This is a genomic window from Pseudomonas svalbardensis (assembly GCF_030053115.1).
Classification (GTDB): Bacteria; Pseudomonadota; Gammaproteobacteria; order Pseudomonadales; family Pseudomonadaceae; genus Aquipseudomonas; species Aquipseudomonas svalbardensis.
This window is the reverse complement of the sequence record NZ_CP125619.1, coordinates 398,499-421,432: the sequence shown is the minus strand read 5'-3', so window position 1 is coordinate 421,432 and position 22,934 is coordinate 398,499. Positions and strand designations below refer to the sequence as shown.

Here is a 22,934-nt window from a genome sequence, read left to right as displayed (position 1 = left end):
AGGTACCTGCAGTGCTCTCTGAACTAAAAAGCAGCGATGCAGAATTAACGGTCACCCGAGCAGTAGTACCTGGCATTGGCTGTGGACTGCACAGCTGGACCCAGGTACTCGTCTCAGGACAATGGAGCGTCGTAGATGAGTAACAAGAATAACGATGACTTGAAGTATCAGGCCTCGGAAAACACCTTGGGGCTGAATCCTGTCGTTGGGCTGCGTGGAAAGGATTTACTGGCTTCTGCTCGAATGGTGCTTAGGCAGGCCATCAGACAACCGATTCACAGCGCCAGGCATGTCGCTCATTTCGGTCTTGAACTGAAGAATGTGTTGTTCGGCAAATCCGAGCTTCTACCGACAAGCGATGACCGTCGCTTCGCCGATCCGGCCTGGAGCCAGAACCCGCTCTACAAACGTTATTTGCAAACTTACCTGGCGTGGCGCAAGGAGCTCCACGACTGGATCGGCGACAGCAACCTCTCGCCCAAGGACGTCGCACGGGGGCATTTCGTGATCAACCTCATGACCGAAGCCATGGCCCCGACCAACAGTGCGGCCAACCCGGCGGCGGTCAAACGCTTCTTCGAAACCGGTGGCAAAAGCTTGCTCGACGGCCTCTCCCATCTGGCCAAGGATCTGGTGCACAACGGCGGCATGCCTAGCCAGGTCAACATGGGGGCGTTCGAGGTCGGCAAGAGCCTGGGCGTCACCGAAGGCGCGGTGGTGTTTCGCAATGATGTGCTGGAGCTGATCCAGTACCGGCCGACCACCGAGCAAGTGCACGAGCGCCCACTGCTGGTGGTGCCACCGCAGATCAACAAGTTCTATGTTTTCGACCTCAGCCCGGACAAGAGCCTGGCGCGCTTCTGCCTGCGCAACAATGTGCAGACGTTCATCGTCAGCTGGCGCAACCCGACCAAGGAGCAGCGCGAGTGGGGTCTGTCGACCTACATCGAAGCGCTCAAGGAAGCGGTCGACGTGGTCACCTCGATCACCGGCAGCAAAGACATCAACATGCTCGGCGCCTGCTCCGGCGGCATCACCTGCACCGCCCTGCTGGGCCACTACGCCGCGCTCGGCGAGAACAAGGTCAACGCCCTGACGCTGCTGGTCAGCGTGCTGGACACCACCCTGGACAGCGACGTAGCACTATTCGTCGACGAGCAGACGCTCGAATCCGCCAAGCGCCACTCCTATCAGGCCGGCGTATTGGAAGGCCGCGACATGGCGAAAATTTTCGCCTGGATGCGCCCCAACGACCTGATCTGGAACTACTGGGTCAACAACTACCTACTGGGCAACGAGCCGCCGGTGTTCGACATCCTGTTCTGGAACAACGACACCACACGGTTGCCCGCAGCGTTCCACGGCGACCTGATCGAGATGTTCAAAACCAACCCACTGATCCGATCTGATGCACTGGAAGTGTGCGGCACACCGATCGATCTGAAGCAGGTCACTGCCGACATCTACTCCCTGGCCGGCACCAACGACCACATCACCCCATGGAAGTCCTGCTACAAGTCGGCGCAACTGTTCGGTGGCAAGGTTGAATTCGTGCTGTCCAGCAGCGGGCATATCCAGAGCATTCTGAACCCGCCGGGCAATCCGAAATCACGCTACATGACCAGCACCGAGATGCCGGTCAAGGCGGAGGAGTGGCAAGAAAACTCCACCAAGCACACCGATTCCTGGTGGCTGCACTGGCAGGCATGGCAAGCCGAGCGTTCGGGCAAGCTGAAGAAGTCTCCGGGCAGTTTGGGCAACAAGGCTTATCCGGCAGGTGAAGCTGCACCAGGCACTTATGTGCATGAGCGATAACTGACACACCTCGCGCCCCTGTAGGAGCCGAGCTTGCTCGCGAAGGCGGCGGCACAGTCAAATTTGCTGCGCCTGACCCACCGCTATCGCGAGCAAGCTCAGCTCCTACAGGGGATCGGGGGGTGAAATTGAGACAGTGACCCACAGGGCCTGAAGCATGCCGCAACCGTTCATATTCCGTACCGTCGACCTGGATGGCCAGACCCTCCGCACGGCAGTACGCCCCGGCAAGCCTCACTTGACGCCCTTGCTGATTTTCAACGGCATCGGCGCCAACCTGGAGCTGGTGTTTCCGTTTGTCGCGGCGCTGGACCCGGACCTGGAAGTCATCGCCTTCGACGTCCCTGGTGTCGGCGGTTCGTCGACGCCAAGGCGACCGTATCGCTTTCCGGGCCTGGCGAAACTCACGGCGCGGATGCTCGACTATCTCGACTACGGGAAAGTCAACGTAATCGGCGTTTCCTGGGGCGGCGCCCTCGCCCAGCAGTTCGCTTACGACTATCCCGAGCGCTGCAAGAAACTCGTTCTGGCGGCCACGGCGGCTGGCACGGTGATGGTGCCGGGCAAGCCGAGAGTCCTGTGGATGATGGCCAGCCCACGACGCTACATCCAGCCGTCTCACGTGATTCGCATTGCGCCGATGATCTACGGCGGTGCGTTCCGTCGCGATCCAACCCTCGCCGCCAGCCATGCCGCCAAGGTCCGCTCGGCAGGCAAACTCGGTTACTACTGGCAGCTGTTCGCCGGCCTGGGCTGGACCAGCATTCACTGGTTGCACAAGATCCACCAGCCAACCCTGGTACTGGCCGGTGACGACGATCCACTGATTCCGTTGGTCAACATGCGGTTGCTGGCCTGGCGGATTCCCAACGCCCAGTTGCACATCATCGATGACGGGCATCTGTTTTTGATTACTCGGGCCGAAGCAGTGGCACCGATCATCATGAAGTTTCTCGAGGAAGAACGTCAGCGTGCCGTGATGCATCCACATCCCGCGCCATTGGGCGGCTAATCGGCCCATTGTCGGTCGGGGAAGACGCAGCGCCGCGCAACAATCCGCAACAGCGTCTATGGTGTTCTGGTTCGGTGTATCTGTATTTGGCCTGAAGACGAAGGAGTGTTCATTCATGCGCGAAAAACCAGCGAGGGAATTTTTGCCCACTCCCGCCGCGTTCATCAACGCACAGAGTGCGATTACCGGCCTGCGTGGTCGGGATCTGTTTTCCACACTGCGCAGCGTTGCCGCCCATGGTTTGCGCAACCCGGTGCACACCGCCCGACACGCCTTGAAGCTGGGCGGTCAACTGGGCCGCGTACTGCTGGGCGAAACCCTGCACCCGACCAATCCGCAGGACAATCGCTTTGCCGATCCGGCGTGGAGCCTCAACCCTTTTTATCGCCGCAGTTTGCAGGCCTACCTGAGCTGGCAGAAGCAGGTCAAACACTGGATCGACGACAGCAACATGACCCCGGACGATCGCGCCCGTGCCCACTTCGCGTTCGCCTTGCTCAACGACGCCATGGCACCGTCCAACAGCCTGCTTAATCCGCTGGCGATCAAGGAGATCTTCAACTCCGGCGGCAACAGCCTCGTGCGAGGTATCAGCCACCTGGTCGACGACTTCCTGCACAACGACGGTCTGCCCAGACAAGTCACCAAGCAAGCTTTCGAGGTCGGCAAAACGGTCGCCACCACTACGGGCTCCGTGGTGTTTCGCAATGAGTTGCTGGAGTTGATCCAGTACAAGCCCATGAGCGAAAAGCAGTATTCCAAACCGCTGCTGGTGGTGCCGCCACAGATCAACAAGTACTACATTTTCGACCTGAGTCCGCACAACAGCTTCGTCCAGTTCGCCCTGAAGAATGGTTTGCAGACCTTCATGATCAGTTGGCGCAATCCGGATGTACGTCATCGCGAATGGGGGCTGTCGACATACGTTGAAGCCGTGGAAGAAGCGATGAATGTGTGCCGGGCGATCACCGGCGCTCGTGAGGTCAATCTGATGGGCGCCTGCGCGGGCGGGCTGACCATCGCCGCCCTGCAAGGTCACTTACAGGCCAAGCGGCAACTGCGGCGAGTGTCCAGCGCGACCTATCTCGTGAGCCTGCTCGACAGTCAGATGGACTCGCCTGCGACCCTCTTCGCCGACGAACAGACGCTTGAGGCGGCCAAACGTCGCTCCTATCAGAAAGGCGTGCTGGACGGCCGCGACATGGCCAGGGTCTTCACCTGGATGCGCCCCAACGATTTGATCTGGAGCTATTTCGTTAACAACTACCTGTTGGGCAAAGAGCCTCCGGCGTTCGACATCCTCTACTGGAACAACGACAACACACGTTTGCCGGCAGCCTTGCATGGCGACTTGCTGGATTTCTTCAAACACAACCCGCTGAGTCATCCGGGAGGTCTGGAGGTGTGCGGCACGCCGATTGACTTGCAGAAAGTCAACGTCGACAGCTTCAGCGTGGCGGGCATCAATGACCACATCACCCCGTGGGATGCGGTGTATCGCTCGACCCTGCTGCTGGGTGGCGAGCGACGCTTCGTGCTGTCCAACAGCGGGCATGTGCAGAGCATTCTCAACCCGCCCTCCAACCCGAAAGCCAACTTCGTCGAGAGCACGAAGCTGAGCAGCGACCCACGGGCCTGGTATTACGACGCCAAGCAAGTCGACGGCAGTTGGTGGACCCAATGGCTGGGCTGGATTCAAGAACGTTCAGGCGCGCTAAAAGAAACCCACATGGCGCTTGGCAACCAGAACTATCCACCGATGGAAGCGGCACCCGGCACTTATGTGCGCGTGCGCTGACTGACAACGAACCACGGCCGGCGCCGGCCGTGGCATGACTCGACCATTAAGAAGACTGGATGAAAACCCGCGACCGGATTCTCGAATGTGCTTTGCAGTTGTTCAATCAGAAGGGCGAGCCGAACGTCTCCACCATGGAAGTGGCCAACGAAATGGGCATCAGCCCGGGCAACCTCTACTACCACTTCCACGGCAAGGAACCGTTGATTCTCGGACTGTTCGAGCGCTTCCAGTCCGAACTGGCGCCCCTGCTCGATCCACCGGCCGATGTAGAACTTGCACCGGAAGATTACTGGCTGTTCCTGCACCTGATCATCGAACGCCTGGCCCATTACCGGTTTCTGTTCCAGGACCTGTCGAACCTCGCCGGGCGCTTGCCGAAACTGGCCAAGGGCATACGCAACCTGCTCAATGCGTTGAAGCGCACGCTGGCTTCGTTGCTCGCACGATTGAAGGCTCAGGGGCAATTGGTCAGCGATACCCAAGCGTTGGGGCAACTGGTGGAACAGATCACCATGACGCTGCTGTTCTCGCTGGACTATCAGCGGATTCTTGATCGGGAGGGTGAGGTGAGATTGGTGGTGTATCAGATCATGATGCTGGTGGCGCCGCATCTGCTGCCGCCGATCAAGGTCGCGACGGAGCAGATGGCACTCCAATACCTCGAAGAACACGAGTAACCCCTGTGGGAGCGAGCCTGCTCGCGAAAGCGGTTTATCATTCAAAAATGATGTCGACTGACCCACCGCTTTCGCGAGCAGGCTCGCTCCCACAGTGGATCTGCGGCGTTCATTAATCCGTGCATAAAAAAACGCCCGACCTTTGCAGGCCGGGCGTTTTCTTGAGCCCTGAGTATCAGGACTGACTGGTTGGCGTCGAAGGAGCTGGCGCGACAGTCGGGGTTGCAGCAGGGGTCGGCGCGGTAGCGGAGTTCGACGCGCTGACCGGCGCTGGGGTTGCCGGTTTGGCGGCAGCCACTGCTGGTTTTGGTGCAGCCGCTTTCGGAGCTGCCGGCTTTTTCACCGCTGGCTTCTTCGCAGCAGCAGGTTTTGCCGCTGGCTTGGCTGCTGCAGTTTTGGCAGCAGGCTTAGCGGCTGGTTTTGCTGCTGCTTTGGCCGCTGGCTTGGCTGCGGCAGTTTTGGCTGCTGGTTTAGCGGCAGCTTTAGCCAGTGGTTTGGCAGCGGACTTCGCTGCAGGTTTGGCCACTGCGGTTTTCGCCGCAACAGACGCCACCTTGGCACCGGTGAGTTTTTCGATTTGCTTGGTCAGGGTATCGACCTTGCTGTGCAGTGCTTTGACTTCATTGCGGCTCGGTACACCCAGGCGCGAAATGGCGCTGTTCAGACGCTTGTCAAAAGCCCCTTCCAGCTCATCCCACTTGCCCAGTGCGCGATCTTTCACGCCGCTGATGCGCGACTTGGCCGACGAAGCGGAGTCCTTGGCGGCATCGACTTTCTTGTCGACAGCGCTCTTGGTGAGCTTCTCGGCTTTCTCGCCGTCTTTAACCAATGTATCGAAGAGCTTGCTGCCGTCAGTGTCGATCTTCGAGTACACGCCTAAACCAGCCAGCCAGATTTTGCGGGAGTAGTCTTCAACCTTCCCGATCCACGAGCTGCCTTCTTTTTCAGTATTCTTTTTACCAGCCATCCCGTTCTCCTTAAGATTTACGCGCGACGCGTTCGAGCAATGCCGTCAGCTCATCGAGCTTGGCAGAGAGTGTCTCAACGTCATGTTTAGACGGAATGCCGATACGATTCAAGGTACTTGCGACACGCGAGTCAAAAGCCTTCTCGACCTTGTCGAGTTGAACTTCGACCTTACCTTTGAAAGTAGTGACTTCACTCTTGGCTTCATCGATCTCGGCATTCGCTGCTTCAAGTTTCTCGGCAACTGCTTCTTTGCCTTTCTTTTCAACAGCTTGACCCGCGACGATCAACTCTTGAAAGTACTCGTTGCCCTCTTGGCCGACCCTGGTGTAGGCCCCCAGGCCTGCCAGCCAGATCTTGCGGGCGTAAGATTTAACGTCGCTCAGAGCAGTCGTCGAAGCGTCGATTTTTTTCTTCAAAATAACTTTGGCCATGGTGCACCTCACGCGCAGAAGGTTTGAGGAACTGCCCGCGAAAGAGTCGGGCTCAGGCACAAAGTAGTGAGAATAATTAGAAACAGCACCCTAACAACTGACATAAACGTTTGGGTACAACGCTCCCACAGGAATTGCATTCACAAATCCACTGCCGGTCAAGCCAACGCTTTATCGAGGGCCTTCTCGATTTCCGATTTGATCGTGCCGCTCATGGCCGACATCAACAGACCGAGTTCGACATCGACCTTGATCGAATCCTCGCCCACATACACCGCGCCTTTCACTCCGGAACGCTTGAGGTTCAGGGTGTCGCCGGACCATTGCGGCTCCAGGCCATATTGATCGGACAGTTTCTGCGCCAACTTGTCGGCCTTCTCGCGGGCCGCTTCCTTACCCAGGCCGTGGGCACGCTCAACACTAATACGGGCCATCGAATGACTCCTGTTTTATGAATACTTTCCCGAAGCATCTTGACCGCTACTGCGGCAAAACGTCCCGGTGGTTACCTATCTTACCTGCAGCCTTGCCAAGACAAAGCAGGCCACCGGGATTAGAATGTCCCGCATTCTCTTTTGGTGACAGCGATATGACTGATCAGCGCAAAGGCAGCGATGCCGAACCCACCACTCACTTCGGCTTCAAAAACGTTCCGGAAAGCCAGAAAGCGGAAAAAGTCGCTGAAGTTTTCCACTCGGTAGCCGCCAAGTACGACTTGATGAACGACCTCCTGTCGGGCGGCATGCACCGCCTGTGGAAGCGTTTCGCGATCGAACTGTCGGGCGTTCGCACCGGTAATCGCGTGCTGGACATCGCTGGCGGTACCGGCGACCTGACCAAGAAGTTCTCGCACCTCGTTGGCCCGACCGGCCAGGTGGTGTTGGCCGACATCAACGAATCCATGCTCAAGGTCGGTCGTGACCGCCTGCTGGATCTGGGTGTGGCCGGCAACGTCGAATTCGTCCAGGCCGACGCTGAAAAGCTGCCATTCCCGGACAACCATTTCGACTGCGTGACTATCGCTTTCGGCCTGCGCAACGTTACGCATAAAGAAGACGCCCTGCGTTCGATGCTGCGCGTGCTGAAACCGGGAGGCCGTTTGCTGGTGCTGGAGTTCTCCAAGCCAACCAACGCGCTGATGTCCAAAGCCTACGACGCCTACTCGTTCGCCTTCATGCCGCTGATGGGCAAGCTGATCACCAACGACTCGGAAAGCTATCGCTACCTGGCCGAATCGATCCGCATGCACCCGAATCAGGAAACCCTGAAGTCGATGATGGTCGAGGCCGGTTTCGACCGCGTGACCTACCACAACATGACCGCAGGCATCGTCGCCCTGCACCGCGGCATCAAACCCTGATGTTGCTGGCCGGTCTGCTCGCCAGCGTTGAACTCGGTCTGAACCGGGTGCTGCGTCTCGACAGCACGGCGTTGCCGCGGCTGGCGCATTTGAGTGGCAAGGTGATTGCCGTCGACTGCCGCAGCCCGGCGCTGCAAGTGTTCATTCTGCCCAGCGACGAAGGCTTGATGCTGGCTTCCCACTGGGAAACCGGCGCCGACTGCACCTTGCGCGCACCGGCCTCCAGCCTGCTGAAACTGGCGATGAGCAAGGACAAGACTTCCGTCCTGCATGCTCCTGAAGTCGAACTCGACGGCGACAGCGGCGTGCTGCTGGAACTGGCGGCGATCCTTCAGGACCTTGAGCTGGACTGGGAGTACGAACTCTCGCGCTGGCTGGGACCTGTCGCCACGCAACTGGTCGGCGGTCACCTGCGCAGTCGCGCACGCTGGTATCAGCAAGGGTTCGCCAGCCTCAATCAGAACCTTGGCGAATACCTGGCCGAAGAATCGCGCACCCTCGTCGGTCAACGCGAAGCCGAAGCCCGTTTTAGTGAACTGGACCAGATCAAACTCGATCTGGAACGTCTCGAGGCGCGATTCGAGCGCCTTTCCCGATCCCTCGACCCAAGCGATAACGCATGAAGCTGCTTGCCGTCCGCCGTTTGTTGCGCATCCAGCGCGTTGTGATTCGCTACCGCCTCGATGACCTGCTGTTCGCCCTGCCACTGCCCTGGTTTCTGTTGGCGTTGCGCTACGCCTTGCCGTGGCGCTGGTTCCCGCGCAAGACGCTGGACCTGAGCCGTGGCGCGCGATTGCGCCTGGCGTTGCAGGACCTGGGACCGATTTTCATCAAGTTCGGGCAAATCCTGTCCACCCGCCGCGACCTGCTGCCGGAAGACATCGCCGATGAGCTGATGAAGCTGCAGGACCGCGTGCCGCCGTTCGATTCGCAAGTGTCGATCCGGCTGATCGAAGAGCAGCTCGGCAAAAAAATCAGTGAAGTCTTCAGCCGCTTCGACGTCGAACCGCTGGCCTCGGCCTCGGTGGCGCAAGTGCATGCCGCGCAACTGAAAACCGGTGAAGAAGTGGTAGTCAAGGTCATCCGCCCGGGCCTGAAGCCGATCATTGCCCAGGACCTGGCGTGGTTGTTCATCCTCGCCCGCACCGCCGAAAAGCTCTCGGCCGACGCGCGCCTGCTGCACCCGGTGGACGTGGTCCAGGACTACGAAAAAACCATCTACGACGAACTCGACCTGCTGCGCGAGGCAGCCAACGCCAGCCAGTTGCGGCGTAACTTCGACGGCTCGCCATTGCTCTACGTGCCGCTAGTCTATTGGGACTGGTGCCGGCCGAAAGTGCTGGTGATGGAGCGCATCTACGGCATTCAAGTGACCGATCTGACGACCCTGGCCGACCAGCGCACCGACATGAAAATGCTCGCCGAACGCGGTGTCGAGATCTTCTTCACCCAAGTGTTCCGCGACAGCTTTTTCCACGCCGACATGCATCCCGGCAACATTTTCGTCAGCACCGTGAACCCGTGGAGCCCGCAGTACATTGCGATCGACTGCGGCATCGTCGGCAGCCTGACCCCGGAAGATCAGGATTACCTGGCGCGCAACCTGTTCGCGTTCTTCAAGCGTGATTACCGTCGTGTCGCGCAGCTGCACATCGATTCGGGCTGGGTGCCGGCGGAAACCAAACTCAACGAATTCGAAGCGGCGATCCGCACCGTGTGCGAGCCAATCTTCGAAAAACCGTTAAAAGATATTTCCTTCGGTCAGGTGCTGATGCGCCTGTTCCAGACCGCTCGGCGCTTCAACATGGAAGTGCAGCCGCAGCTGGTTCTGCTGCAAAAAACCCTGTTGAACATCGAAGGCCTGGGTCGTCAGCTGTACCCGGACCTCGATTTGTGGAACACCGCCCAGCCGTTCCTCGAACGCTGGATGCGCGAACGCGTCAGCCCCAAAGCCTTGATCGGCAACGTGCAGAGCCAGTTCGAACAGCTGCCGCACCTGGCCAACATGGCCCGTGACCTGCTTGAACGCATGTCCCAGCCTCACGCTTACGACCCGCCGCCACCGTGGCACCGTCGCAAGGACGATTGGCTGCTGCGACTGCTCGGCTGTGCGCACCTGGCCGGCGGCACCATACTCGCTGCCGGTGGGCCGCTGAACGAACTGGGTCATTGGCCGGCCGGCATCATGGTGGCGGTCGGTTTGTATCTGGTCGTTCGCCGATAGCCAGCGCCCCCGCACGCTGGCACACTGTTTCAACGCTTGGGTTCTACTCATGAGGTGTGGAACCGCTGTCGGAGTCGAAGATGAAAAACTGGCTGGACGAGATCAAGTGGGACGCCGACGGCCTGGTGCCGGCGATTGCCCAGGATCACAAGACCGGGCGCGTCCTGATGATGGCCTGGATGAACCGTGAAGCGCTGGAACTGACCGCTGCCGAGAACCGCGCCATTTACTGGTCACGTTCCCGTGGCAAGCTGTGGCGCAAGGGCGAAGAGTCCGGTCACGTGCAAACCCTGCATGAGATGCGCCTGGACTGTGACGCCGACGTGATCATCCTGATGGTCGAGCAGATCGGCGACATCGCTTGCCATACCGGCCGTCAGAGCTGCTTCTACCGCGTCTTCGAGAACGGCGACTGGAAAACCGTCGACCCGGTGCTCAAAGACCCGCACGCCATCTATTCCGCAGGACACAGCCATGAGTGACACTCTGACCCGTCTGGCCGAAGTGCTGGAAGAGCGCAAAGGCGCCGCCGCCGACAGCTCGTATGTCGCCAGCCTGTACCACAAGGGCTTGAACAAGATTCTGGAAAAAGTCGGCGAAGAGTCGGTCGAAACCATCATTGCCGCCAAGGATGCCGCTATCAGCGGTGACTGTAGCGATGTGATCTACGAAACCGCCGATTTGTGGTTCCACAGCATGGTCATGCTCGCCCAACTGGGGCAGCATCCACAGGCTGTACTCGATGAACTGGACCGTCGTTTCGGTCTGTCCGGACACGCCGAGAAAGCCTCGCGTCCGTCCGCCTGAACAACTATTAGAGAGGAGCAGCGACATGGGCATTTTTGACTGGAAACACTGGATCGTCATCCTGGTTGTTGTCGTGCTGGTGTTCGGCACCAAGAAACTGAAAAACCTCGGCACTGACGTGGGTGAGTCGATCAAGGGCTTTCGCAAAGCCATGAACGATGAAGACAAGCCAGCCGACCCGACGGTAACACCGGCTCAACCGGTTCCACCCGCTCAGCCACAGACCACACAGTCCGTGAACCAGCCGCACACCATCGACGTGCAGGCGCAAAAAGTCGAAGAGCCGATCCGCAAAGACGTGTGAGCACTGACTAATGTTTGGTATCAGCTTCTCTGAACTGCTGCTCGTCGGCCTCGTAGCCCTGCTGGTGCTGGGCCCCGAGCGTCTGCCGGGTGCTGCGCGCACCGCAGGCCTGTGGGTCGGCCGTCTGAAGCGCAGCTTCAACGCGATCAAACAGGAAGTTGAACGTGAAATCGGTGCCGACGAGATTCGTCGGCAGCTGCATAACGAGCACATTCTGTCGCTTGAGCAGGAGGCGCGGAAGATTTTCACGCCGACTCAGCAAGAAGCCACGCCGGTTCAGCCGGTTGAACCTGTGGCGGAGCAAACGATTCATGCTCCGATGGCAGCGGAACCTGCCCCGGTTGTAGCCGCGGTAGAACCTGCACCCGTTGAACCTGTTGCTCCTGCCGCCGTGCCGTCAACGCCGGCTCCTCACGACACCACTTTGCCGCCGCGAGTCTCATGAGCGATCTCCCCGAAAATGACCAGCACATGCCGCTGGTTTCGCACCTCACTGAGTTGCGTACCCGTCTGCTGCGCTGTGTAGCGGCGATCTTCATCATCTTCGCCGGGTTGTTTGCCTTCACCCAGCAGATCTACACCTTCGTCTCCACGCCGCTGCGCCAATACCTGCCAGTGGGCGCGACGATGATCGCCACCGACGTGTCGTCGCCGTTCCTGACTCCACTGAAGCTGACCATGATGGTGTCGCTGTTCCTGGCGATCCCGGTGATCCTGCATCAGATCTGGGGCTTCATTGCGCCAGGCTTGTACAAACATGAAAAACGCATCGCCGTGCCCTTGCTGGTATCGAGCATCATGCTGTTCTACGCCGGCATGGCGTTCGCCTATTACCTGGTGTTCCCGCTGATCTTCAAATTCTTCGCCGCCGCCACCCCGGCCGGCGTGGAGATGATGACCGACATCAGCAGCTACCTCGACTTCGTCATGACGCTGTTCTTCGCCTTCGGCGTGGCGTTCGAGATCCCGGTGGCCGTGGTGCTGCTGGTGTGGATCGGCGTGGTCGACGTCAAATACCTGAAGAAAATCCGCCCGTACGTGATCATCGGCTGCTTCGTGGTCGGCATGATCCTGACGCCACCGGACATCTTCTCGCAGACACTGTTGGCCGTACCGATGTGGCTGCTGTTTGAAATCGGCATCCTGTTCGGTGGCCTGATCAGCAAGCGCGGCGATCATCCGGACGACCAGCCGGTCGACGATCACAACGACCAGCCGCCAGCGACCCAAGCGTGAACCTGCTGCTTCTCGAAGAGGCCGACTTCATTGCGGCCGACCGGGCGATCCTGCGTGATCGCCGGTTGACGCACATGCAGGAAGTCCACCGTTCGGTTGTCGGCGACAGCCTGCGGGTCGGGCGTATCGGCGGGCTGATGGGCTCGGCCGAACTGCTGCGCCTGGACGCCGATGAAGCCGAGTTGCGCGTCACTCTCGACCAGCCACCACCGGCCAAGCTGCCGCTGACCTTGGTGTTGGCGCTGCCACGGCCGAAAATGCTGCGCAGGGTGTTTCAGACCGTGGCGGCCATGGGTGTGCCCCGAATCATTTTGGTGAACAGCTATCGCGTCGAGAAGAGCTTCTGGCAAACGCCGTTTCTGGAGCCCGAGGCGATTCGCGAGCAGTTGATCCTCGGCCTGGAACAGGCCCGGGACAGCGTGCTGCCGGAAGTCGTCATCGAGAAGCGCTTCAAGCCGTTCGTCGAAGACCGTCTGCCGGCGATCACCGACGGTACCCTCGGCCTCGTTGGCCATCCCGGCCATTATCCGCCCTGTCCTCGCGGCCTGGCCGAACCGGTGACCCTGGCCATCGGCCCCGAAGGTGGCTGGATTCCTTACGAAATCGACCTGCTCGGCAAGGCCGGTCTGCAACCGGTGCAGCTCGGCGACCGTATCCTGCGGGTCGAAACCGCTGTCACTGCGCTACTCGCCCGTCTCTTCTAAAACCTACAGATTCCCGCCCGCCTGCCGATACAACTCCCATAAAACCAACGAATGGTTCGAGGGAGTTGCAGCATGTACCGATGGCTAGCCGAGAAACTGGGGAACGTCAGCGTCAATCGCAAACTGGGTGTCGGCTTCGGTCTGGTGCTGCTGCTTACCTTGTTGATAACCTTCACCGGCTGGACCGGCCTGAGCGGTGTGATGAGTCGCGGCGATAAGCTGGGGTTTATTGCCAGCCTCAATGACCTGACCAAAGACCTGCGCCTGGCCCGTCTGGATTACGAAATGCGTCGTGGCGACCAAGGCCCCGGTGCGGTCAACGACCTGCTTGGCCAACTCGATACCGGCCTGAAAACCGCGCGCACGCTGATCGAACAACCGGCCGACGTGGCGATGATCGACCAGCAACTGGCTGCCGTCAGTGAGTACAAACAAGCCTTCACGGCCATGACCCAGGCCGGCGCCAACCGCGAAGACGCCCGCGGCAAACTCGGCGCAACCGCCGACAACGCCGCGGCCCGTGTCGCCGAAGTCGAAAAATCCATGCTGCAAGGTGACAGCGTCGCCGATTTCAACAGCGTGATCGACTTGAGCAAACTGATCCAGCAAGCGCGCTTCCAGGTTCGCGGTTATACCTACAGCGGCAAAACCGAGGCCGAGCAACCCGCTCTGGACGCCATCGACAACGCGTTGAAAAACCTCGAAAGCCTGCCCTCCAAACTGCCTGAACAGCACATCGCCAACCTGCAACAGGCCACTGACTCGCTCAAAGCCTATCGCGCCGCCGTCGGCCAGTTCCGCGACTCTCAGGTTGCCAGCGCCGCTGCGCTAAAACGCATGGCCGTACAAGGCGACATCCTGCTCGACGTCAGCAAAAAACTCACCGTGTCGCAAACCATCGTCCGTAACACTGACGCCGCGCATGCCAAAAACCTGCTGCTGCTGGCCACCGTCCTGGCGCTCGCCTTCGGCCTGCTTGCCGCTTGGGCGATCACTCGCCAGATCGTGATTCCCCTGAGCCAGACTCTCAAAGTGGCAGAGCGCGTTGCTGCCGGTGACCTGACCCAAAACCTTATCTCTGAGCGTCAGGACGAACTCGGTCAGCTACAGCGCGCCATGCAGAGCATGACCCTGGGCCTGCGCGAGTTGATCGGCGGCATCAGTGACGGCGTCACGCAAATCGCCAGCGCCGCCGAAGAGCTGTCGGCAGTCACCGAGCAGACCAGCGCCGGGGTCAACAGCCAGAAGGTCGAGACCGACCAGGTAGCCACCGCCATGAACGAAATGACCGCCACCGTGCAGGAAGTCGCGCGTAACGCCGAAGAAGCGTCCGAAGCCGCCGTCGCCGCTGACCAGCAGGCCCGCGAAGGTGACAAAGTAGTCGGCGAAGCCATCGCCCAGATCGAGCGCCTGGCCAAGGAAGTCGGCAACTCCACCGAGGCCATGGCTCATCTCAAACGCGAAAGCGACAAGATCGGCAGCGTGCTCGACGTGATCAAATCCGTGGCCCAGCAAACCAACCTGCTGGCCCTCAACGCCGCCATCGAAGCCGCCCGTGCCGGTGAGGCCGGACGTGGTTTTGCGGTGGTCGCCGACGAAGTCCGCAGCCTGGCCCAGCGTACCCAGAAGTCCACCGAAGAAATCGAAGAGCTGATCGTCGGCCTGCAAACCGGCACCCAGCAGGTGGCGACCATCATGGACAACAGCCGCAGCCTGACCGACAGCAGCGTCGAACTGACCCGCCGCGCCGGTGGCTCGCTGGAAAGCATTACCCGCACCGTCTCGGCGATTCAGTCGATGAACCAGCAGATCGCCGCCGCGGCAGAACAACAGAGCGCGGTGGCCGAAGAGATCAACCGTAGCGTGCTGAACGTGCGCGACGTGTCCGAGCAGACCTCGGCAGCCAGTGAAGAGACCGCGGCGTCCAGCGTTGAGCTGGCACGGCTGGGGACGCATCTGCAGATGCTGGTGGGCAGGTTCAAGGTTTAAGGCGATTCAATGACATCGGCTCGCTTGGGACCGAGGTGACGCAATCGCGGGCAAGCCTTGCTCCTACAGTTTGATGTTTGCCGCAAGAATCGGGCACAACATCAAACTGTAGGAGCAAGGCTTGCCCGCGATGCTTTTAGGCCGGCGCTGAGGTTAGAGGACCTGCCGCAAGAAGGCCTGAGCCCGTGGATCCTTCGGCGCATCGAAGAATTGGGCCGGTGAAGCGTCTTCCAGCAATTTGCCGTGATCGAAGAACAGCACCCGATCCGCCACTTCCCGGGCGAAGCCCATTTCGTGGGTGACGCAAACCATGGTCATGCCTTCCACCGCCAGGGTTTTCATCACGTCCAGCACTTCGCCGACCATTTCCGGGTCGAGCGCCGAGGTCGGCTCATCGAACAGCATGACCTTCGGTTCCATCGCCAGTGCCCGGGCGATGGCCACGCGCTGCTGCTGACCGCCGGAAAGACGCGACGGAAACTCGTTGGCCTTCTGCGCAATACCGACCTTTTCCAGCAACGCCAAGGCCTTGGCCTCGCGCTCCTTCTTGCCGCGTTTGCGCACGACTTTCTGGGCCAGGCAGAGGTTTTCCAACACGGTCATGTGCGGGAACAGGTTGAAATGCTGGAACACCATGCCGACTTCGCGGCGGTAGGCATTCACATCGGTTTTCGGGTCGGCCAGTTGCAAGCCGTCGATGCTCACCGAGCCAGAATCAAACTCTTCCAGGCCGTTGAGGCAGCGCAGGAAGGTGGATTTGCCGGAACCGGACGGGCCGATCACCACCAGCACTTCGCCCTTGGCCACGTGCGTCGAGACGTTATCCACCGCGCGAACCACGTGGCCGCGGGTGTCGAAAACTTTTACCAGATCGCGGACTTCAATCACTTTGCGCGAGCCTCCGCTCAAGCCGGCTGGCGATTTTCGACAGCGGCAGGTTGATCAACAGGTACAGACCGGCCACGCAGAACAGGATTTCGAACGGCGAGAACGAGGTGGTGATGACTTCGCGGCCGCTTTTGAGCAGCTCGGTAATGGCGATCACCGACACCAGCGAGGTGTCCTTGACCAGACTGATGAACTGGCCGGCCAGCGGTGGCAGCACCCGTTTGAACGCTTGCGGCAGCACCACGTGGCGCATCGACTGACCAGCGCTCAGGCCCAGGGAGCGCGCGGCTTCGTTCTGGCCACGGGCGATGGATTGAACGCCGGAACGGATGATTTCCGCCACATAAGCACCGGTGAACAGCGACAGCGCGGCGATCCCGGCGAACTCCCGGGAGAGGTTCATCACAGTGCCGATGAAGAAGTAGAAGATGAAGATCTGCACCAGCAGCGGCGTACCGCGGACAAGCTCGACGTAGATCGTCGAGAGATCGCGCAGGGTCGGGTTGCTCGATAGTCGGCACAAGCCCGTGGCCAGGCCGATCAGCAGACCGAGCACACCTGAAATCACGGACAACCATAAGGTGGTCCAGAGCCCCCACATCAGCGGTCCGGCGGCCCAATGGCGGGTCACGCCAATCACATCGCCCTCGGCCACGTCATCACCTTGGGCGACTTGCAGGCTGTTGTCGTCGACGGTCAGGTGTTGCTCGACGCCGGCATCATTGCGCAGGGTGACTTCAGCCTTGTCGCCCTTGCGCACCAGTTCGCTGACGGTGGAGATATCGGCGGCACGCTGGGATTCTTCGGCGTGATAGGCGAAGTATTGCGGCACACGGTTCCAGCGCCATTCGTAGGACATCAGCGAGGTGGCGTAATACAACGCGCCAGCCAGGCCGATCAGCAGCAGCACGGTTAATACGTGCCACGGCCATTGGGCTTTTTTCTGTTTCATCTGTAAGCAGATTCCGAAATTTGTGTCGCCAAGGAGGCCGCCTTCGCGGGCAAACCTCGCTCCTACTTTGGAATGCGTTCCCCCTGTAGGAGCGAGGCTTGCCCGCGAATGGAGCGACGCGGTCTAGCTGACCGGGCCTTATTCCATATCCTTGAGCCAAGCGGTGTCTTTGAACCACTTGTCATGGATGCGATCGTAAGTGCCGTCTTCGTGGATCTGGCGCAGGAAGTTGTTGATGAAGTTGATGCTGTCGTAGTCACCCTTCTTCAAACCAAAGGCCAGCGGCTCGTAGGTGAACGGCTTGTCGAGGAACACCAGTTTGCCGGCACCAACCTTGTTCACCGCCACAACGTTGTAGGGCGCGTCGTAGATGAAAGCGTCGGCCTTGCCGTTGACCACGTCGAGCACAGCTTCCTGCTCGTTGTCATAGCCGTGGTATGTGGCTTTGGAGATAAGCTTTTTGGCCACCATCTCGCCGGTGGTGCCAAGCTTGGAAGTAATGCGGTAGTCGGCGGTGTTCAGGTCTTTATAGGACTTGATGGTGCCTTCCAGTTCCTTGCGGATCAGCAGGGTCTGGCCCACCACGATGAACGGTTCGCTGAAGTTCAGGCGCAGGTTGCGCTCCTGGGTCAGGGTCATGCCGCTGCCGATCATGTCGAACTTGTCGGTGAGCAAGGCCGGGATAATGCCGTCGTAGCCGGTGGAAACCATCTCCAGCTTGACGCCCATGGCCTTGGTCATGGCTTTGAGAATGTCGACTTCGAAGCCGATGATCTCGCCGCGCTTGTTGGTCATTTCGAACGGCATGTAGGTCGGGTCCATGCCGACTTTCAGCGTGCCGCGCTTGACCGCGTCATCGATGGCACCGGCGTACGCCGCGTTGACTGCAACCAATGCCGTGACGCCGACCAGCAGCATCGAGAGATACTTCTTCATCATCAAGTCCCCAAAACCATCGCGTTGTGAGGCGCGCAAACCGCGGGTTTCCATTGGGAAACCGGCAGATACGAACAGAAAGTTGTCCGGGCGCACCAATTCGGGAACGGATGCTAACGCACTCGTTCGTTTGCACAAGGGTTTACACAGGATTTGTTGCTCAAACGCAGAGCGTGGGAACGATCATCTGCGCAAAAAAAAACCCGCTTTCGCGGGTTTTTTTGTCAGGCCAACTGAGGCTGCACACTCAGCGGCTTGAGCGGCAACAGCGGCGCATGGGGGTCGGCTTTCACCGATTTACGCCACGCTTCCAGCCACTCGGGGTGAGCTTCGTTCCAGATCTGCTCATGCAGACGACCCAATGCCACCGGATCACTGAGCAGTTGCACGCGCTCATTGTTGTTCAGACCTTCAGGCCCGGCTTTCAGCGCATGACGCACCCGTTCGATCCGCAGCCATTCGATCGGCTCGGCCTCACGGTGGCGTGAAGTCGCCAGCGAGCACGCCAAGGCGTTCTGCTGTGGATCGACCACTGCCCGGACGAAGCCGTCGTTCAGCGCATGCCAACGGTTTTCGTGGGTGTACTGGTCGGTCGCCACCAACGCCTGTGGCGGATTGTATTCCTCAGGGATCAGGAACAGGCTTTCGTCACGGGACTTGAGGCCCAGGCCAACTCGACTGGAGATCACCGACACCGGAATCGACAGCATCAACGAACCGACGATCGGCACCAGCCACCAGAGAAAGCTCGGGTTCAGCCAGATCACCAGCAGGGCCCAGAAAAAGCCCAGCAAGGTTTGCGGACCGTGGCGTTTGACCGCTTCGCTCCATGGCGTGGAATCGTCGTCACGTTGCGGCGAGTTCCAGGTCGCGGCCCAGCCGAGGAACGCGGCGAGCACGAAGCGGGTGTGGAAAATCATCCGTACCGGTGCCAGCAGCATGGAGAACAGCATCTCCAGCAGCATCGACATCGTCACCTTGAACTTGCCACCGAACTCTTTCGCGCCCTTGGCCCAGATCAGGATGATGCTCAACAACTTCGGCAGGAACAGCAGCACGACGGTGGTCGAGAACAGCGCAATCGCCTTGTCCGGGTGCCATTGTGGCCACAACGGATAGAGCTGACGTGGCTCAAGGAAGTACTGCGGCTCCATCAGCGTGTTGACCGCCAGCAGCGCCGTCGACAGCACGAGGAAGAAGAACCACAACGGCGCCGACAGGTAAGACATCACGCCCGTCAGGAACACCGCACGGTGCACCGGGTGCATGCCTTTTACCAGGAACAACCGGAAGTTCATCAGGTTGCCGTGACACCAGCGACGGTCACGCTTGAGTTCGTCCAGCAGGTTCGGCGGCAATTCTTCGTAGCTGCCCGGCAAGTCGTAGGCAATCCACACGCCCCAGCCGGCACGGCGCATCAGCGCCGCTTCAACGAAGTCATGGGACAGAATTGCACCGGCAAACGCGCCTTTACCGGGCAACGGCGCCAAGGCGCAGTGCTCGATGAACGGCTTCATGCGGATGATCGCGTTGTGGCCCCAGTAGTGGGATTCGCCCAACTGCCAAAAGTGCAGACCGGCGGTAAACAGCGGACCGTACACGCGAGTGGCGAACTGCTGCATGCGTGCATACAGCGTGTCCATGCCCGAAGCGCGTGGCGCGGTCTGGATGATCCCGGCGTCCGGGGTGGCTTCCATCAAGCGCACCAGACTGGTCAGGCAATCGCCGCTCATCACGGAGTCCGCGTCGAGCACGACCATGTACTTGTAATCACCGCCCCAACGACGGCAGAAGTCGTCGAGGTTACCGCTTTTACGCTTAACGCGGCGGCGACGGCGGCGATAGAAGATCTTGCCGAAGCCTTTGGCTTCACGGCAGACGTCCAGCCAGGCCTGTTGCTCGGCGACGCAGATATCGGCGTCGTTACTGTCGCTGAGGACAAAGAAGTCGAAGCGATCCAGGTTACCCGTGGCCGCAACCGACTCGAAGGTCGCCCGCAAACCGGCAAACACCCGCGGCACGTCTTCGTTGCAGATCGGCATCACCAGTGCGGTGCGCGCGTCCGTGGGGATCGGCTCGTTACCGGCGCTTTTACCGGAAATGCGGTATTTGTCATGGCCTGTGAGCAACTCGAGGAAGCCCATCAACGCGGTCCAGAAACCGGCCGACACCCAGCAGAACAGAATCCCGAACAGAATCAGGATGCTGGTTTGCAGCGCATACGGCAGTACTTGGGTGACGGTTTGCAGGAACGGCTGGTGCAGGACTTCATCGAGGTCGACGAACGACCAGCCCTGGTACGGCATGATGCCTTTCATGTACCAGCCGGCAACGATGGTCTGGCCGAGCATCAGTATCAGCAGAATGTAGCGACGGATCGAACCGACGGTGCGCCAGCGAGCCGCCGGCAGCACATTTTCATCCTTCGGCGGGGCCGGCGGATTGGTGCGACCGGTCAGACGACGCCAGCCACGCACCAGAATGTTGGTGCGCCACGGCTCCGGCACGACTTTGGTCCGACGAATCGGCGGGGTTGCCCGCAGGCAAACCCGGCCGCTGGCGTCGAGCACCAGCATTTCAGCGTCGGCCAGTTCTTCGGCGGTGTTCAGCGTCAAACGACGCCCCACCGAAGCTTGAGCAGCCTCGGTCGGCGCGTCGAACGTCGAGGACGAAAGGCGCTCATGCAATTCGCTGAAAGACTGGCAGCCCGCGAGTTCCGCGCGCTGCTGGTCGGTCATCGGCAGATGCGCCAGATACTCGGCAAGAGTCTCTGGCTGTACTTGAGAATTACTCATCGGCAGGCAACTGGTAGCTCCAGGTCTCGGTCAGGACTTCTTCAGTCGGTACCGATTCCGGTGTGGCTGGGGCCGCCTCGGCAGCAACAGGCTGCTTGGCGTCTTTGTTGTCCTTGTCCTTGGAATCTGCGGCTGGCTTGGCTTCAACCTGCTTGGCCTCAGCTTGATTGGCTTCCTTGTCCAGCTTCTCCTGCTGCCGAGCGGCAATCTTGTCAGCCTTGGCGACGGAAGAATTGGATGCCGGATACGATGTTTTGGCCAGGTCGGCAGTCACGATGTTCTTGACCAGCGCAGCACGCATCTCGGTAGGCTTGCCCGGATCCTTGATTTTCATCCGCAGCGTCAGGCGCCAGCCTTTGGTTTCAGGGTTGTAACGTACGCTGTTCTCGACCAGCTCGGCATTCTCGCCAACGCTGACCTGGCTACGAACCTCCGTATCTTCCGGCAATGCCGCAAGGGACGGGCCTTCGAAGTCCACCAGATAAGCAACGCTGCCGTCCGGCTGACGGATCAGGTTGGACTGTTTCACGTCACCTGTGGAACGCAGGGTCTGTTGGACCCAGGCGCTGTCCGGTGCGTGAAGCGAAGCTTCGTCGATGGTCCAGTGCATGCGATAAGCGACGTCCAGCGGCTGGCCAGGCTCAGGCAGTTTTTCCGGACTCCAGAACGCGACGATATTGTCGTTGGTTTCGTCGGCAGTCGGAATCTCTACCAGATCGACGGAGCCCTTGCCCCAATCGCCTTTTGGTTCGATCCAGGCACTTGGGCGCTTGTCGTAGCGGTCGTCGAGGTCTTCGTAGTGGCTGAAGTCACGGCCACGTTGCAGCAGGCCGAAACCTCGCGGGTTCTCGATCGAGAAATTGCTCACTGACAAGTGTTTCGGATTGTTCAGTGGGCGCCAGATCCACTCGCCGTTACCGGCATGGATCGACAGACCGCTGGAGTCATGCAGTTCTCGACGGTAGTTCAGCACTTTCGACGGCTGATTGGCGCCGAACAGGAACATGCTGGTCAGCGGCGCAACGCCAAGCTTGGTGACCTTGTCACGCAGGAACATCTTGGCCTTGACGTCGACAACGGTGTCGCTGCCCGGACGCAGGGTCAGGCGATAGGCACCGGTAGCGCGTGGCGAATCCAGCAGGGCGAAGATCACCAGGTGCTTGTCACCCGGTTTTGGCTGTTGAATCCAGAACTCGGTGAAACGCGGGAATTCTTCGCCGGACGGCAACGCGGTATCGATGGCCATGCCGCGAGCGGACAAGCCATAGGTGTGACCCTTGCCGACAACGCGGAAGTAACTCGCGCCGAGCATGGTCATGATTTCGTCTTGCTTGTCAGCCTTGTTGACTGGGTAAAGCACACGGAAACCGGCATAACCCAGTTGCTCGGTGGCTTTCGGATCGAACTTCACGTCGCCGAAATCGAAACGACTTGGGTCGTATTTGATCTCTTCGACGGTGTTAGCTGTGATTTCGTTGATTTTCACCGGCGTATCGAAATGCATACCCTGGTGATAGAACGACAGCTTGAACGGGGTCTTCTGATCGGCCCACTCGGCTTTTTCGGTCAGGAAGCGAATTTTTTGATAGTCCGCGAATTTCATCTCGCGGAACTCGTTCGGCAGGTTACTGCGCGGAGCTTCGTACTTCTGCCCGGCCAGCTCTTTTGCTTTGACCGATACATCATCCAGATTGAATGCCCAAAGCTGACCGGCGCTGAGCAGGCAGAGCAGTGCAGAGCCCGCTACCAGAGCGCTTCGTAACCGTTTGGCAGACAATTTTGGTGCATTACAGGGACTAACAATCACGAGCAACCCTCGCCGAAAACAGATCAAAAAACCAACGGCCAGTTAAAGAGCCTGTGAGGAGAACGGCATGGAAAAACCGACCCTACAGACCACTCTTGCCAAGTTGGCGAGCATTGTTCCGACTCCTATGGGGCTAAATGATTCCCCAAGAAGTCCAGGACAAGTCTCTACCTAAGTCAAAATGGACCAACGAACGCTGATCCCCGTAGCGCGCGATTATCTAGTAG

General features: G+C 59.6%; 22 protein-coding genes and 1 pseudogene. 15 read left to right on the top strand and 8 right to left on the bottom strand.

All coding sequences use genetic code 11. The features are described 5' to 3' along the window. Positions 1–135: 135 nt before the first annotated feature. From phaC (QFX16_RS01945) to QFX16_RS01930, 4 genes are all read left to right on the top strand, one after another. Complete coding sequence (gene phaC, locus QFX16_RS01945; RefSeq protein WP_283182614.1) at positions 136–1,815, top strand: class II poly(R)-hydroxyalkanoic acid synthase; 1,680 nt, start codon at positions 136–138, stop codon at positions 1,813–1,815. Between the two features lie 157 nt (positions 1,816–1,972). After that, positions 1,973–2,827 carry a poly(3-hydroxyalkanoate) depolymerase gene (gene phaZ / locus QFX16_RS01940; RefSeq protein WP_283182613.1) on the top strand — a complete coding sequence of 285 codons (855 nt, stop codon included), beginning with the start codon at positions 1,973–1,975 and terminating at the stop codon, positions 2,825–2,827. A gap of 115 nt (positions 2,828–2,942) precedes the next feature. Continuing rightward, positions 2,943–4,625, top strand: a complete 1,683-nt coding sequence (phaC, locus tag QFX16_RS01935; protein WP_283182612.1) for a class II poly(R)-hydroxyalkanoic acid synthase — start codon at positions 2,943–2,945, stop codon at positions 4,623–4,625. 59 nt (positions 4,626–4,684) lie between these two features. Next, on the top strand, positions 4,685–5,305 hold the full coding sequence (locus QFX16_RS01930) for a TetR/AcrR family transcriptional regulator (protein ID WP_283182611.1): 621 nt from the start codon (positions 4,685–4,687) through the stop codon (positions 5,303–5,305). A 175-nt stretch (positions 5,306–5,480) separates the two neighbouring features. On the opposite strand, the gene QFX16_RS01925 is transcribed toward QFX16_RS01930, so the two are convergent. The 3 genes from QFX16_RS01925 to QFX16_RS01915 form a co-directional block, all read right to left on the bottom strand. Further along, positions 5,481–6,272 carry a phasin family protein gene (locus QFX16_RS01925; RefSeq protein ID WP_283182610.1) on the bottom strand — a complete coding sequence of 264 codons (792 nt, stop codon included), beginning with the start codon at positions 6,270–6,272 and terminating at the stop codon, positions 5,481–5,483. A 10-nt stretch (positions 6,273–6,282) separates the two neighbouring features. Further along, positions 6,283–6,705 (bottom strand): phasin family protein, encoded by a 423-nt coding sequence (locus QFX16_RS01920; RefSeq protein WP_283182609.1) that lies wholly within the window; start codon positions 6,703–6,705, stop codon positions 6,283–6,285. Positions 6,706–6,863: 158 nt separating this feature from the next. Then, the gene (locus QFX16_RS01915; RefSeq protein ID WP_149631020.1) at positions 6,864–7,139 is read right to left on the bottom strand and encodes a polyhydroxyalkanoic acid system family protein; all 276 of its coding nucleotides are present in this window, start codon (positions 7,137–7,139) and stop codon (positions 6,864–6,866) included. Positions 7,140–7,294: 155 nt separating this feature from the next. Between QFX16_RS01915 and ubiE the strand changes: the two genes are divergently transcribed. From ubiE to QFX16_RS29625, 11 genes and pseudogenes are all read left to right on the top strand, one after another. Then, the gene (ubiE, locus tag QFX16_RS01910) at positions 7,295–8,065 is read left to right on the top strand and encodes a bifunctional demethylmenaquinone methyltransferase/2-methoxy-6-polyprenyl-1,4-benzoquinol methylase UbiE (protein WP_007948968.1); all 771 of its coding nucleotides are present in this window, start codon (positions 7,295–7,297) and stop codon (positions 8,063–8,065) included. Next, positions 8,065–8,688 carry a ubiquinone biosynthesis accessory factor UbiJ gene (locus QFX16_RS01905; RefSeq protein ID WP_095127514.1) on the top strand — a complete coding sequence of 208 codons (624 nt, stop codon included), beginning with the start codon at positions 8,065–8,067 and terminating at the stop codon, positions 8,686–8,688. Before ubiE ends, QFX16_RS01905 begins: the two co-directional genes overlap by 1 nt. Beyond that, positions 8,685–10,289 carry a ubiquinone biosynthesis regulatory protein kinase UbiB gene (ubiB, locus tag QFX16_RS01900; RefSeq protein ID WP_283182608.1) on the top strand — a complete coding sequence of 535 codons (1,605 nt, stop codon included), beginning with the start codon at positions 8,685–8,687 and terminating at the stop codon, positions 10,287–10,289. The genes QFX16_RS01905 and ubiB overlap by 4 nt, the downstream gene beginning before the upstream one ends. An 80-nt stretch (positions 10,290–10,369) precedes the next feature. Continuing rightward, complete coding sequence (hisI, locus tag QFX16_RS01895; RefSeq protein ID WP_008149521.1) at positions 10,370–10,771, top strand: phosphoribosyl-AMP cyclohydrolase; 402 nt, start codon at positions 10,370–10,372, stop codon at positions 10,769–10,771. Next, a complete protein-coding gene (locus QFX16_RS01890; RefSeq protein ID WP_008047820.1) occupies positions 10,764–11,096 on the top strand; it encodes a phosphoribosyl-ATP diphosphatase in 333 nt (110 codons plus the stop codon). The genes hisI and QFX16_RS01890 overlap by 8 nt, the downstream gene beginning before the upstream one ends. Before the next feature lie 25 nt (positions 11,097–11,121). Then, positions 11,122–11,400 (top strand): twin-arginine translocase TatA/TatE family subunit, encoded by a 279-nt coding sequence (locus tag QFX16_RS01885; protein WP_283182607.1) that lies wholly within the window; start codon positions 11,122–11,124, stop codon positions 11,398–11,400. Between the two features lie 10 nt (positions 11,401–11,410). Further along, positions 11,411–11,845, top strand: coding sequence for a Sec-independent protein translocase protein TatB (gene tatB / locus QFX16_RS01880; protein WP_283182606.1), 435 nt, complete (start codon positions 11,411–11,413; stop codon positions 11,843–11,845). Further along, positions 11,842–12,636 (top strand): twin-arginine translocase subunit TatC, encoded by a 795-nt coding sequence (tatC, locus tag QFX16_RS01875; protein WP_008025235.1) that lies wholly within the window; start codon positions 11,842–11,844, stop codon positions 12,634–12,636. The genes tatB and tatC overlap by 4 nt, the downstream gene beginning before the upstream one ends. Then, a complete protein-coding gene (locus QFX16_RS01870; RefSeq protein ID WP_283182605.1) occupies positions 12,633–13,340 on the top strand; it encodes a 16S rRNA (uracil(1498)-N(3))-methyltransferase in 708 nt (235 codons plus the stop codon). Before tatC ends, QFX16_RS01870 begins: the two co-directional genes overlap by 4 nt. A 51-nt stretch (positions 13,341–13,391) precedes the next feature. Continuing rightward, positions 13,392–14,471 (top strand): annotated as a pseudogene (locus QFX16_RS29630) (methyl-accepting chemotaxis protein); the annotation flags it as partial. Continuing rightward, positions 14,457–15,329, top strand: a complete 873-nt coding sequence (locus QFX16_RS29625) for a methyl-accepting chemotaxis protein (protein ID WP_439900122.1) — start codon at positions 14,457–14,459, stop codon at positions 15,327–15,329. The pseudogene QFX16_RS29630 and the gene QFX16_RS29625, both read left to right, overlap by 15 nt. A 153-nt stretch (positions 15,330–15,482) precedes the next feature. On the opposite strand, the gene QFX16_RS01860 is transcribed toward QFX16_RS29625, so the two are convergent. The 5 genes from QFX16_RS01860 to QFX16_RS01840 form a co-directional block, all read right to left on the bottom strand. Further along, positions 15,483–16,217, bottom strand: coding sequence for an amino acid ABC transporter ATP-binding protein (locus QFX16_RS01860; RefSeq protein ID WP_283182603.1), 735 nt, complete (start codon positions 16,215–16,217; stop codon positions 15,483–15,485). After that, positions 16,210–17,169 (bottom strand): amino acid ABC transporter permease, encoded by a 960-nt coding sequence (locus QFX16_RS01855; protein ID WP_283182602.1) that lies wholly within the window; start codon positions 17,167–17,169, stop codon positions 16,210–16,212. The genes QFX16_RS01860 and QFX16_RS01855 overlap by 8 nt, the downstream gene beginning before the upstream one ends. A 138-nt stretch (positions 17,170–17,307) precedes the next feature. Further along, complete coding sequence (locus QFX16_RS01850) at positions 17,308–18,105, bottom strand: transporter substrate-binding domain-containing protein (RefSeq protein WP_283182601.1); 798 nt, start codon at positions 18,103–18,105, stop codon at positions 17,308–17,310. 224 nt (positions 18,106–18,329) lie between these two features. Next, on the bottom strand, positions 18,330–20,900 hold the full coding sequence (gene mdoH, locus QFX16_RS01845) for a glucans biosynthesis glucosyltransferase MdoH (protein WP_283182600.1): 2,571 nt from the start codon (positions 20,898–20,900) through the stop codon (positions 18,330–18,332). Then, positions 20,893–22,707: a glucan biosynthesis protein G gene (locus QFX16_RS01840; protein ID WP_283182599.1), complete on the bottom strand. Its 1,815-nt coding sequence runs from the start codon at positions 22,705–22,707 to the stop codon at positions 20,893–20,895. Before QFX16_RS01840 ends, mdoH begins: the two co-directional genes overlap by 8 nt. Positions 22,708–22,934: the final 227 nt, after the last annotated feature.